We start from the raw sequence: 14,481 nt of genomic DNA on the forward strand, positions 1-14,481 counted from the left end.
CTCCCGATTCCATTATCGTTGTGTTCCATCCTATCTACTGACTTCTTCTTTCTATTAAATGAGTATTCACATTATTTATTAGAATTCAATATATGAAACAGATCTTCCTCAGTAAGCATTGCATCTGGAAAATCACTTTCTATTAAAGAACCTTGATCAAATTCAGATCCCTTGATTTCCATCACGACTTTGCCTATGGCTTCTATTAATAAGTTCATTTTTTCTTCAGCTAATTTTGAAATTATTTTTATACTTAGTCTTCCGTCCTGGATCAATGCTAGAAAATGGAGTTTCGGTTTTTGTTCAAATTCACCAAAGTCCTTGCTATTGGATGATTCGAATTGAGAGTCCAACCTACCCAAATAGTTAAAAGTAACGTGGATATCCGGCTCCTGAATGACCCCAGGACTTAAATACTTGATCACACCATAATCAAAACCCTTATTCGGAATTTCCCTTATAGCATTCTTCGTGTTTTTTAAAGTATCATCAAACGTCTTATCTGAATGCAGCAATATTGGATACATCGCAGTAAACCAGCCAACGGTCCGAGTAACATCCATTGTTTCGTCCACCATTTCCCTGCCATGCGCTTCTACTTCTATCCAGAATTTCTTCACTTCAAAAGATTGGTTCAAACTCTTCGCAATTAATGACAACAATACTTCTTCTACAGTCGCTTTAGATTGCCCTGTTAATTCCTGGATCAAAAACTCAGTTTCTTCTTCACCGAATGATTTCTCCACCGTTCTTTCTTGCGTAGCTATAAAGTCTTCCCCTATCATGAAATCCGTTATTTCACTTTTTGTTTTTTGTTCCCAATAACGGAGTGTTTCAGGGTCCATCAACGTTTCATTGTATTTCTTTAAGAAATTTGACCAGTCTTTAAATGATGAAGTTTTATAGGCGAGTTTCCCTTTTTGATTGTTTAATGCTTGATCATGGAGATGATTGAAATCTTCAAGTAAAATCCTCCAGGAAACTGCATCGATTAATAAATGATGGATTACCCAAAAGAAGCGATACTTGTTCTTTTGTTCTTTTAAAACAAGCATTTTCATGATCGGTCCATTACTTATGTCCAATGAACCTTGAACCGTACTTTCCCATTCATCTCTCGTTCTTATTCGCGTTTCCTCATCTAAATGATGAATATCCTTATAGACTAACTCCCATGTTTTGTGTTCAGAGTCTATATTCCCGATATATTTTTCGTCATGCTTTTCAAATAAGGTCAACAATCCATCATGATGTTCCACGATTTGAGATAGAATACTTTCAATATCCTCCATTAGGGCACAGGAATTTTTACTAAACACAATAGACTGGTTCCAATGATTGATGGAAGTCGTGTGTTCAGCAAAGAACCATTCTTGAATGGGGGTCAATTCCACATTTCCTCTAGTGGCTATTGGTTGAATCATGACTTTATTTTCAGTTTTTGCAACCGCTGCAAGCTCAGCTACCGTTTGATTTTCAAAAATTGATTTTGGACTGATGATTATACTTTCCTGCCTTGCAAGGGAACATATTTGGATGCTCTGAATGGAATCGCCGCCAAGTTCGAAAAAGTTATCTCGGATACTTATGTCATCTACCCCTAAGACATTCTTAAAAATCTGAAGAAGCACTTTCTCATTAAACGTCTTAGGTTCTTCTGATGTATTGATTCTAGTGACTGGTACCGGAAGAATTGCTGAATCAATTTTCCCATTTGCATTTAACGGAAAATTGTCCACTTGCATAAAGAATGAAGGAATCATGTAACTTGGTAATCTCTCTTTTAAAAATGCTTTTAAGTGATCGTTATCAACCTGTTGTTTTGATGTGAAATAAGCGATTATTTGTTTATTTAAGTTTGGCTGATCCTGAACCATAATGAATGAGTCACTTACTTGCGGATATGCATTGAGATTGACCAAAATCTCATCAACTTCCACCCGGAATCCTCTTATTTTCACTTGATTATCCTTACGCCCCAGAAAAATCAACTCACCATCGTTCGTGAATTTTGCAAGGTCACCGCTGCGATACAAACGCTTTCCAGCTTTAAAAGGATGTTCAATGAACTTTTCTTTTGTTAAATCATCATTATTCACATATCCAACAGCTAATCCTTCACCACCAATATATATTTCCCCTGCAGCACCTATTGGTACGAGTCTTTGCTCAGGACTTAATAAATAGACGTCAGTATTCAGGATTGGTTTGCCTATCGATACTTTATTATTAGTAGTTTCATTTTTTTCAAACGCTTTAAACATTTCAATCGTGGTCCATACTGAATATTCCGTTGGACCATAGGCATTATAAAAATTTATATTTTGATAGCGCTCCAGCAAAGCTATTGGACATTCAGATCCGGCTGAACCAACGAATTTCACATCAGAATCCTCTATATTCAGCTCTAGTAATACCGCTGGCGGCAATACTAGGTGCGTTAACTTTTCACTTTTGATTTGATTTTCCAATGCGAATAAATCAAACATTTCCTCCTTATTATTCCCGATATGCAGCTCTGCACCATTTAATAGGCTTCCAAAAATCTCATATATAGAAGCGTCAAAATTAAAGGTGGCAAATTGCAATACCTTTGAGGTCACATCAAGCTGTAAGTACTTGTTTTGACTTATTATTAAATTCACTACTCCTCTATGGGATAACATGACGCCTTTAGGTTTTCCTGTCGTTCCGGAAGTATAAATTATGTAAGCTAGATCTGATGGTGTAATCATTTCGGTACAGCATTCGGAATCCATGTAATGTACAGATTCAAGATCTATCACTTTAGCTATCTTTTTAATCGCAGGTACCACAACTTGATTCGTAATGCATATATCCATCTTTGAATCATTGATGATATATTCCAACCGTTCAGCTGGTAGCATGGGATCAAGCGGAACGTATGCACATCCAGCTTTAATGATTCCCAACATGCCGATTACCATCTCAATAGATCTGCTAACATGCAGGCCCACTTTATTAGAGCCATTTTCCATATAGTTTCTAAGCAATTTCGCAATCACATTCGATCTTTGATCTAATTCCGAATAAGTAATGGTCTTACCATTATCAGCAACGGCTAATTTGTTTGGATGCTTCTTAACGATTCTTTCCAAAATGGAGGTGATCGTCTCATTTTGATGTACATCCGAAACCTCACCTTGCCACTCAAATAACAATTTATTCATTTGATTTTCGTCTAAATAATCCAAATGACAAATGGGCATATTTGTGTTGTTACAAATTTGGAATAACCATTTTTCGAAACTCATCATGAGTCTTTCGATTGTTTCCCGTTTGAAAAGCTCATCGGAATACTCGAATTCAAGTATTAGGTCATGAGAACCCTTTACTTTTATAGTTAGATCATAGTTTGAAAAAGGTATTTCGAATGGCTCTTGTTCAAGCGTGAAGAATGAATTGCTAAAATTCCCTTCAAAGCTTTCTTCCATAGCCAAAGCTGTTTGGAACAATGGGGATTGGCTTAGATCCCTGTCTGGATTAATGATTTCAACAATTTTTTCAAATGGAAAAGCCTGATGTTCCAATACATCCAAAATCACTTTGCGATTTCGGGTCAAGATTTCATTAAATGATTCCGTAGCTTCCACTGTTAACTTCAGTGGCAGCGTATTGACAAAGCACCCAACTGTCCGGGAAAATTCTTCTTGGCCGCGGTTTGCGACGGTACTCCCAACGATGATTCGATTCTTCCCGGTATACTGACTTAAAAACACTTGATAGGCGGTCATCATAAAAGTATATAAAGTTATGCCATTCTCCTTTAAAATCGTCTCTATCAATAAACGAAGTTCATCCGTTATAGGCATTTCCAGTCTGTCACCAGAATAAGAAGGTGATTTTGGACGCTGAAAGTCAAATGGAAGTTCTAATGCTTCTTCCTCCCGATCTAAATAACTTTCCCAAAACCTCCTTTGGCTTGGCGTACTTTCCCTGACCCACTCCTTATGCCAGACAGCATAATCTAAATATTGCATGTCCACAGGAGGAATATCACCAACCTTGCCCGTTTGAACCCTTTCATAAATCTCCATTAACTCCTCAAAAAAGGTGACAAACGATACTCCATCAAAAATGATATGGTGAAAATTGCATACTAAATAATACGTTTCTTCCTCAATTCGAAATAGCTTCATATTAAATAACCGATTATTTTCCAGATCAAAACATCTTTCTATTTCTTCAGTAAGATGGGAGGTGACCATTATATTACTGACTTCGGGGCCTACTTCCCGACAGTCTTCATAGGCTATTAAGTTACTGCTGTTTTTTGACAAGAATTGAAGTACTTGATGTTCTTCACCCTTAAAATTGGTTCGTAAAGTTTCATGGCGTTCAATCATGATATCTAATGCCTGTTGTAAGTCACCAATGTCCACTACGCCATTTAAAATGAATTTAAATGGCATATTATAGAGCATTTTCCTTTCATCGAGACTGTCAAACAGATACATTCGATCTTGATTATGAGAAAGCATCCCTTCCCTTTTTCCACGTTTATAAGGCATATTGACCTCGTCTTCTCTCATGCTGAGAAGCATGTCCAGGAAACTTGCCAACCTTTCTATGTTCCATTGACTTGTAATGATTTCAGATGTTAATTGAATACCGAACTCCCGTTTTATCGAAGACAAAAACTCATCCTTTTTTTCATTTGTACTTAGTGATGCATTCATGTCCTCTAATAGTGATATTTTAAGAGGTTCGATGATAATTGAAATCATGTTTAATAGCCTATCTTCCGTTTCACTTATGATCCTGTTCATAGAACATCACCTCAATTCTTTTCCATTCAACTTAACTTATTAATATCGTCCAATTGTTTGATGAGTACAGATAGTTCCTGTATGGTTGATTGTTCGAACAACACTTTGATTGGCAATCTTACTCCCATGTTATTCTTCACCATTTGAATAAATTGCATGGCTAAAAGGGAATTCCCCCCTAAATCAAAGAAATTAGAATCTGTACCAATGGTTTCTTGTTCTAAGATCTCTTTCCAAAATCCAATAAGCTTTTCCTCAATTAACCTTCCCTTGACCGCAATAGTTGTCTCCATATATTTCCCCTCACTTAACTTTCATTTTTTCTAACATTCCGTTTAAGATTTGATTAAATATAGAAATGACTGATGTCCTTAACTTTAGATTGACCGCTGCCTCATTAAACTTAATTTGAACACTTGAACCAGGGTTAATGATGATGACGATTGGATAATGGGTGGTTTCCCGCCCTTCTTTCAAACTTACATTGATTTCACCAGTATTAGCTAGTTGTATGGGATAGTTTTCAAAAGCATATAATGAGTCAAATAAATGATCTTTCATATTAGCCCATTCATAAATTTCTGATAATGGTGTATTCTCATAGGCACTTAGTTCCAAAAATTCCTTTTGAACCTCATCCAGCAGTTCCATGTAGGTCTTCTCTTGGCTGATATGCTTTATAAACGGAACGGTATTGATAAATGGACCAACCATAACCTCAATATTTTGGACCGGGATATTCCTGCCGGATGTCACTACGCCGCAACATACATTATCCGTACCTTTTAATTCTTTTAAAGTAGTTAGCCAAATAGTTAGAAAGAAAGTATTCATGGTAATCTTGTATTCCTGACAGAATCGTTGAATGGAATCACTCAATTCCTCATCCAGTACTTTCAAGTAGCTATTCTCAATGTAACCCTCGCCTTCCAACACTCCCGTTAAACTAGGTACAGAACTTCGGACACCTTCCAGTTTCCCTGCCCAATAGTCCCGCAGCTCCTTATTACTCGTATAATCTTTCATATATTCAACATACTTTTTAAATGAGGTACTCAAAGATGATGACGGTGTTATTGAATGATAAGAGTCAAAAATGTCATTAATCACCATCGAATAACTCCAACCATCCATAATAATATGATGGAATGTCCATATTAATTGGTACTCATTTTCAGCAAGCTTAACGATCATGAAGCTATTCAACCTATTGTTCTCGATATCTATGATTTTGTATTGATCTGCTAACAACTTTTCCAGCTTCGCTTGATGATCGGTCATTTCTTCATATTTAATCTCGATATCCATGGAACTCATTAATAGTTGATAGAATATCCCTTTTCTACTTGAATATAATTTCGTTTTTAAAATGTCATGTTTCCCAGCTGCTGTCTCAATGGCATTCTTTAATTTTGCGACGTCCAGAACGCCTTTCATATCAAAAATGAGTTGTACTTTATACTGACTGCTCTCACTATCAAATAAACTATGATATAACATCCCTTTTTGCAAAGCAGTCAATTCATAAATATCAACAATTCCTGTTTCTTTGCTTAGTAGTTGGTTAAGTTCCTCTTCAGGCACATCCACTAATGGAAAGTCTTCCGGACCGTACATCGAATTTTCCAATTTTGTCACTGCTTCCAACAATTCCAGCAAATTGTTTTGAATATAATTCTCAAAATCTTCTCTTACGAAATGTTTGTTGTAGTTTATTTTTATAGTTTGCTCTTCATTCACTACAAGTAATTCGATATCGACTTCATGCTCGGTATAGGAATTATGTTGAATATCATGTTCACTAAAAAAGATGACCTCCTTCGCAGCCAATTCATTGTTTTGATGAAATCTACCTAAATTATTAAAACTGATAAGCGGCTTATTTTGTTTCAATTGTGTCTCGCCACATAATTCGGTCATGATCCCATACTCAATCCCTTTATTAGGCAAGGCCCTTAACTTTTTCTTTGTACCTTTAATCGTGTTTGTAATGGATTGTTTATTTTCTAAATAAACCGGGCACATGGTCGTAAACCATCCCACTGTTCTGGATAAATCGACATCTGCGAATAATTCCTCGCGACCATGTCCCTCCAAAGTAAAATGAATATCTTTTTTATTAAAATAATTCCCGATTAGCATTGCAAAAATAGATAAGTATAGTTCATCGATAGATGCTTTATGAGCTTTTGTCATTTCATTATAGATTTTGTTTGTAATTTCTTTATTCAGCTTCATATCAAATGATCTTCCATCGTATGCATTCCCTGTTTTAACCAAGGCGTTTTCATACAGTGCGTTATTTTCATTCAGCCAGTACTCTTTAATGACTAAAGGAATACTATTTTTGTAATCATTAAGGTTATTTGCCCATTCCTTATATGATGTCGTTTTATTATCCAGTTTTAGTTCTTGTTCGTTAATATCTTGAATATATAGCCGGTCAAAGTCTTCGAGTAAGATTCTCCAGGAAACCCCATCAACAAGTAAATGATGAATGATCCAAATGATTCTATGCTCATTTTTGCCTGTATTGATGCATACAATTTTCATCAGCGGTCCGTTTGAAATGTTTATGCCCTCTTGTGCATCGATTCCGAGTTTAACAATTTCCTGTTCTTGTATGTCCTTATTCATGTTTGATAGATTTACGTAATTCAAAGTCCAATTTTCATTCGGGTCCGTATTTTTTTCTATTTGTGAAAATGCTTCTTTGATAGTGAACCTTGATCTCAGCCCATCATGATGTTTAACGATATGCGCCATGATCCTCATAAGCCTTTTCTCACTCAGTTGCGGGTAGCCCTTTAATGTTACGGATTGATTCCAATGATTATAATTATTTATTTGTTGAGAGAAAAACCAACTTTGAATAGGTGTAAATGATGCCTTTCCAAAAACGTCAGACTGATTTATCGTTAAATCCCCCGTCGATTCCACAACCTTTGCCAGCTCTTCGATACTTTGTTTTTCAAAGATATCTTTTGAAGTAATGAAAAGATTTTCTTTCTTGGCAAGTGAACAAATTTGAATGCTTAGGATGGAGTCTCCCCCACATTCGAAAAAGTTATCGCGGATGGCTATTTCCTGATTATTCAGGACCTCTTTCCATATCTTTAGCAATTTTTGTTCCGTTTCATTAATGACACTTTTACTTTTAGTCTCTTCCGAGTTCGTTTTTGTATCCGGTAAGCTCTTCGTATCCACTTTGCCGTTAACGGTCAGCGGAAAAGATTCCATTTTAATGAAGTAAGAAGGAATCATATAATGAGGAAGATGATTCTTCATATAATCCCTGATATGATTTTCTTCCAGATCATTGTCTGAGATATAATAAGCAATGATGAATTTCTTCGATTTAGATTCATCTTTTATCGCGATAAAGCAATCCTTTATACCTGTACATTTGTTTAGAACAGCACTGATCTCACCAAGTTCGATACGATATCCCCGGATTTTCACTTGGTCATCCGCTCTTCCTGCAAATAGTAAATTTCCATCCTCGGTATACTTAACCAAATCTCCAGTTTTATAAAGCCTTTTTGAGGGATTGAACGGACTCGGAATAAAGCTTTCATCGTTCTTCTCCGGATTATTTATATATCCTCTTGCAATTCCTTTTCCGCCGATATACAGCTCGCCTATTTGCCCTTTAGGTGTAGGCTTCATCCTGGAATTCAACACGAACGCTTCTGCATTTAGAATTGGCTTACCAATGGGGATCACTGTATCATCACTTGGAAGTACCTTATATACAGTCGCTACGACAGTACCCTCCGTTGGCCCATAATTATTATATAAGTCAAAACTCAAACGATCAGGTTTCGTTTTTAAACGATCCCCACCTGTCAATATAGCTCTGATTGATTGCGGGAATTTCATTTCGTTGATAAATAATTGCTCTAGCAGTCCCGTTGAAAAAAATGCGAGTGTGACACTCTCCTTTTCTAACTTCTCCGAAAGGATCTCAACATCCAGTAAATCATAGTAATCCAGAATCAGGAGTTTATTCCCATTCGTTAGGTAAGGGAATGCCTCCCAAACAGAAGCGTCAAAAGATGTATTCGAAACCAGTAATGCTGCATCTTTTTCATCAACAGAATAATAATCGATATGCCAATCACAGAGGTTTGCCAATCCGCCATGTTCAATCATGACTCCTTTAGGTTTTCCCGTTGTTCCTGAAGTGTAGATGATATAGGCCAAATCATTATCCGATAGCTTTCTTGAATCGAATTCTTCACATTCACTTTCTCTTACTTTTAGTATGTCTTCAATCAATATTAGTTTTCCTTTATCACCGGGATACTTTGAAAGTCCTTCTTCATTACTTAAACAATATATGATTTGAGAATCCTCAATCATATGTTTCAGCCGCGACTCTGGCTGTGATGGGTCCAAAGGCACGTACCCTGCCCCAACTTTCATAATGGCTAAAATAGCCGTTACCATATTGATCGATCGATCCATAAAAATACCTATTCTATCTTCTGCACCTACATCGTTTCGGAATAATTTATGTGCCACCTGATTTGCCCGGGCATTTAACTCGCTATACGATACTTGATCATCTCCATGAACAATGGCAATATCATTGAAATTTGTACGTACTTTATTCTCAAACCTAGTTATTACATCTTCAAAATGTTGATCTTCCATTTCTTGTTTTACGTTACTTGTCCCCATTTCGATTAGTGATTGTAACTGTGCAGGCTCTAAATAGGTAATGTCCTTTAATTTCCTGCTTTCCTGGGTTGTAATCTCTTGCAGCCAATATTTGAAATTTTTAGCCATTCTTTGAATCGTCGTTTTATTGAATAATGATTTGTTGAATTCAAACGAAATGACTAATTCATCCTCATCAATTTCCTCTACCTGAACAACCAAATCAAATTTAGCTTTAAAGGTATTGATTTTTTTTGGTTTTAATTTGAAATCTTTATAAGCCAGCTTTTCTTTTTGGTTATTCTGCAGAACAAATACTGTATCGAACAAAGGCGTATTTTCCATGGTTCTTTCTTCCGATGAATATTTTAAAATTTCTTTAGTAGGTAAATTTTGATGGTCAAAAACACCTGCAATATTTTTTATATTTTTTCTTAAAATACCTTTAAATGAATCATCCTGAGATACCTTTATTTTAAAGGGCAAGGTGTTGACGAAATAACCTATCAATTGTTCTGTATCCACATGGTTTCTCTTCGCCAATGGACTTCCGACGACAACTTCCTCTTCATCAAAATAAACAGACAAAAAGGTTTGATAGGCTGTAAGTAAACTCATGAACAAAGTCGACTTCGTTTTTTTATGAAGACTTTCCAGATTGTGCTGAATATCTTTTGGTAACAAGAAGCTGATAATATCGGAGGTGCTTTTACCTTCTCCTGTTTTTTGATGATCATATTGTAATAAGGACTTTTGCCGTAATGCAGTTATTTCATTACTCCAGAACTCATTATCCTTGCCACTTATATAATTTGGTGAGTTTTTTTGCCATAAAGCATAATCTCCATATTGAATGGATTTGTTATTTATATCATTTTGTTCCCCATTCTCGATTTCCTCATAAATGGAAAACCATTCATTGATCATTAATGGAATCGACCAACCATCAAAAATAATATGATGGATATTACATATTAATTGATATTCACATTCATTTTTCTTCACTAACGCAATCCATAAGAGAGGACCATTACTTATATCGAATTGTCGTTCCGTTTCTTCATTCACCAAGTGATTTATTTTTTCTTCCTGTATGTCTAAAGGAATGTCCGAAACATCAATATAGTTAATACAATGGTTAATCGACTCATCAAAAACCAAGATGCCTTTTCCAGATTGTTCTCTTATGATACTTTTTAAAATTTGATGTTTATTGCTCAGCTTATCTAAAGATATCTCCAGTTTTCCTTTATTCACTTCACCTGATATTTCATAAGAAAAAACTATGTTATATAACGATTTATCTACATTGGTTTGGTGAATGAACCACAAATTTTCTTGTTCATATGTTAAAGGGTATGTATTCATGTCATTTATAGGTATATAATCTTGCTTTACCTCTTCTTTTTTACGGGTTTCTAAAACTTGGGATAATTTCGTAATCGTATCGTTATCCAAAAAAACTGAAGGAGCGATTTCGGTATTGAATTGATCTTTTATCTTGACAATTAATCTCATTATCGATAATGAGTTCATTCCACTTTCAAGTAGTGACTGATTATTTTTTATAACCTCATTACCTATGATGCTAACAACCACTTCTCTTACTTTTTCACTTATTTTTTCATCTGCTGGACTCTTAATACTCGATGCAGTTTCACTGTCTTTTATAATGACTTTGGGTAATAATGATTTGTCCAGTTTTCCGTTTACAGTTAAGGGGATGTTGTCTACCTTGATAAAAAAGCTTGGTATCATATAGGACGGTAATGAGCTTCCTACACTTTCCCTCAAATAATCAGCAGCTAATTCCTCATCAGCAACATAGTATAAAAATAAATGCTTATCATCATTAAACGCTGTATCCATTGTAACGACAGCATTCTTGATGTTTTTCAATTCATTGTACGAGCTCTCAATTTCCCCTAATTCAATCCTGAAACCCCTTAGCTGCACTTGCTCATCATTCCTGGAGATATATTGCAGATCCCCATCATCTAAAACTTTCACTACATCTCCTGACTTATAGTAGCGAACATTATCGATATAAGTAAATTTCATCTTATTCATCATGGCATTTTTATAGTAACCTAGCGAAACACCTTTTCCTGAAACGTATAACTCGCCCTCTTCATCTCCAGTTACTTCTTCTCCATTTTGATTCATTACTTTAAATCCAAGATGAGGCAGGACTTTTCCGATATTAGTGATTCCTTTTTCAACATCACTTTTAGCGATTTCTTTGTATGTTACATGAACGGTGGTTTCAGTTATTCCATACATATTTATTAGCTTTGGCAGCCTGCCGTTTTCTGGCGAAAACCACTGCGCCAATTTTTTGAAGTTTAATGCTTCCCCTCCAAATATAATGTATTTTAAACTCAATTCATTTTGACGATTTATGAGCTCTCCACTCACCTCGAAGAAAGCACTTGGCGTACAATTAAAAACTGTTGTTTGAGTACTTACCATTAAATCAACAAAAGATATTGGATTTCTGCTTTCTTCAAATGAAACCATTACGACTTCTCCGCCATAAATCCAAGCTCCCCACATCTCCCAAACGGAAAAATCAAATGCGTAGGAATGGAAAAATGTCCATTTATCTTTATTACTAAACTCGAACAAACCCTCGCAACCTAAAAACAAGTTCATGACATTTTCATGTGAAACACAAACTCCTTTAGGCTTGCCGGTTGAGCCCGATGTAAAAATGATATAAGCTGGATCCTTTGGGTCAATTAAGGTATGTAAATTATCACCTGTTCTATCTTTAGAATTCTCTACCACCTCATCTATGGTTAAATGCACACAATCAAAATCGTCAAGCTGACCTTTATCCCCTATTAATAACTTCAATTCCGAATTCCTTATTATATGCTTTACTCTTTCATCCGGACTTTTAGGGTCGATAGGTACATAGGTAACACCCAATTTAAGGAGTGCTATGATTAAAAATAAAACATACTCGGACTTTTCAATATAGATTCCGACATTGTCTCCTATATTTATCCCTTGATCCTTTATATACATCGCCATTTTATTTGCTAAAATATTCGTTTCTTTATATGAAAAGTGCATATCTTTATTTCTTACTGCAATATTGTTCTCATATTTCCTAACACTTGCCTCAAATAAATTCACTAAAGAATCCATATTCATCATTTTCCCCCATCATTTTAAATATGTGCCTGATGCGACCGTCAACATATGAAAAACTAAAGAAATTAAAGCTATGAAAATCGTTATGATTAATGCTTTTTTCCTCTTAATGAGTGCTAATTTTTCTAAGCTATAGCTGAATAAAATTAAACTGACAATATAAAACAATTCAAACTCAGCCAAGAATGTGTGAAGAATTGAAGTTTTATCATGCACGAGTAAGGATAAACTAGTAAATGTCGTTTCCTTGCTCTTAACCAATAATGCGATTATTGCATTAACACCAGATCCAACTACAATGCATATCCCTGCATTAATGACAGCTTGACAAATCCCTTTTATATTTACCAATCTTTCTTTTGAGAATAAAAATAATAGGCATACAATTATTATTTGAATAATAAATGTAACCAATAATCCAAGAGCTCCCATTACAATTGTGTTTATGGCAAAACTCATGACCCCTATCTCTGAAATGGACATGCCATTTAATACATTCATCCCTTTTTGATCTGCAGAATATAACAAAAGCGTCGTTTCGATACCTGCAATTAAACTGAGGATCAATAACGAAATGATTAACTTATGTACTCTTTCCTCTTTTTTAAATAGATATTGTACTAGTTTGTTATTGTTTTTAAATTCAGCATTTGCTTCCACTTTTAATTCCATTGGTATTCCCCCTCAATTTATTTTCTGGAATTTATTAGAAAATAAACCCCTTCACTTTCCTTAATCTTTATTTGTCGGATTCCGTTAAATATGCCTCCAAAAAGTCAGAGTCAGCTTTCGTTTTAGCTTCAATATCGATTCCCATTGGATGCAGTTGATCAAAAACCAAGATTCCAAAAGTTTTATCTGTATGAGTGATGGAAATACCGATGTTCATTGGTAAAAGACAAGTTATTAACAATGACCGGCTGTCCAAATTCTCCTTTCAACGGGAATATATTCTTTATTTCATCCAAACCTATATCTAAAAATTCATAATTGCTTTTTTCCACAAACAAACTTTTCTTTGCTTCAATTATTTTTTGGGGCCAGCTTGCAAATTAAATAATTCCATTCTTTTCGTTGAAAATATCATCAATATAGTCCAAATTGACTGAATCCTTTTCATAAAACTTTATCTCTAAGTTTTGAAAATTTTTTTATTCATAAAATATTCAATCAATTATAATGAATCTCCTCCAAATTACATCCATTTTTATCCTTTAAAATTTCTTTTTTAAAACAAATATTTCATTTTCCAGGTTAATTATTACCTATTATCATTATCGATAACACTTTATCACAACAATTTTGTCGAGTCCATTAAAAATTTGTAAATTATCGACATTAAATAATAACTTTACCAATTTACCTAATATTAATTTATTTAAATATTTTTATAAAAATATAAAAATATTTAATTGGCCACCTTTATTTCTCCAATAAAAAAAGCCGTATTTTATTTTTCACTATAATTGTGAAAAATAAAATATGGCTTTATATACTGTTCATTCATTTATGGTTGTTTCGTGAAAATATGCATTGCCTTTTTTAATATCTCATTCTCTTCCTGTAAGTCTTTGATTATTTTATCCTTTTCCTCTTTCAGGCTTAGCCCTGTAAAACCATTACGGGAATCCTCCAAGCCCTCTTCATTTGTTTCTTTATAATTATTGATCCAATTTCTTAATGTAGGTATCGAGATATTGAGCTCTTCGGCCAATTCTCTAGGTTTTCTGCCTTCTTCCAATACTAATCGAGCAGCATAAATTTTAAAATCTTTATCATGGTGCTTCCCCATAATAAGACACTCCTTCTTTAAATTTATTTAGTGCCGATTTTCTGTACATCCTTTATCAACGAAAAAAACTTT

6 protein-coding genes are annotated in these 14,481 nt (G+C 34.7%); all 6 read right to left on the bottom strand.

Features of this window, described 5'->3' with window-relative positions; genetic code table 11:
- Window positions 1–71: 71 nt before the first annotated feature.
- On the bottom strand, window positions 72–4,790 hold the full coding sequence (locus AC1DVK_RS03500) for an amino acid adenylation domain-containing protein (protein ID WP_477625841.1): 4,719 nt from the start codon (window positions 4,788–4,790) through the stop codon (window positions 72–74).
- 26 nt (window positions 4,791–4,816) lie between these two features.
- Window positions 4,817–5,083 carry a phosphopantetheine-binding protein gene (locus AC1DVK_RS03505; protein ID WP_061461678.1) on the bottom strand — a complete coding sequence of 89 codons (267 nt, stop codon included), beginning with the start codon at window positions 5,081–5,083 and terminating at the stop codon, window positions 4,817–4,819.
- 10 nt (window positions 5,084–5,093) lie between these two features.
- On the bottom strand, window positions 5,094–12,617 hold the full coding sequence (locus AC1DVK_RS03510) for an amino acid adenylation domain-containing protein (protein ID WP_477625842.1): 7,524 nt from the start codon (window positions 12,615–12,617) through the stop codon (window positions 5,094–5,096).
- A gap of 12 nt (window positions 12,618–12,629) precedes the next feature.
- On the bottom strand, window positions 12,630–13,289 hold the full coding sequence (locus AC1DVK_RS03515; RefSeq protein WP_410861682.1) for a hypothetical protein: 660 nt from the start codon (window positions 13,287–13,289) through the stop codon (window positions 12,630–12,632).
- Window positions 13,290–13,356: 67 nt separating this feature from the next.
- Window positions 13,357–13,506 (bottom strand): hypothetical protein, encoded by a 150-nt coding sequence (locus AC1DVK_RS03520; protein WP_477625843.1) that lies wholly within the window; start codon window positions 13,504–13,506, stop codon window positions 13,357–13,359.
- Window positions 13,507–14,124: 618 nt separating this feature from the next.
- Window positions 14,125–14,409 carry a transposase gene (locus AC1DVK_RS03525; RefSeq protein ID WP_061461674.1) on the bottom strand — a complete coding sequence of 95 codons (285 nt, stop codon included), beginning with the start codon at window positions 14,407–14,409 and terminating at the stop codon, window positions 14,125–14,127.
- Window positions 14,410–14,481 lie beyond the last annotated feature (72 nt).

It is taken from the genome of Peribacillus sp. P4_B1 (assembly GCF_056402395.1).

Bases quoted from the DNA above. Each gene is read 5' to 3' on its own strand.
- AC1DVK_RS03500 (WP_477625841.1), bottom strand. From the start codon at position 4,790: ATGAACAGGATCATAAGTGAAACGGAAGATAGGCTATTAAACATGATT.
- AC1DVK_RS03505 (WP_061461678.1), bottom strand. From the start codon at position 5,083: ATGGAGACAACTATTGCGGTCAAGGGAAGGTTAATTGAGGAAAAGCTT.
- AC1DVK_RS03510 (WP_477625842.1), bottom strand. From the start codon at position 12,617: ATGAATATGGATTCTTTAGTGAATTTATTTGAGGCAAGTGTTAGGAAA.
- AC1DVK_RS03515 (WP_410861682.1), bottom strand. From the start codon at position 13,289: ATGGAATTAAAAGTGGAAGCAAATGCTGAATTTAAAAACAATAACAAA.
- AC1DVK_RS03520 (WP_477625843.1), bottom strand. From the start codon at position 13,506: ATGAACATCGGTATTTCCATCACTCATACAGATAAAACTTTTGGAATC.
- AC1DVK_RS03525 (WP_061461674.1), bottom strand. From the start codon at position 14,409: ATGGGGAAGCACCATGATAAAGATTTTAAAATTTATGCTGCTCGATTA.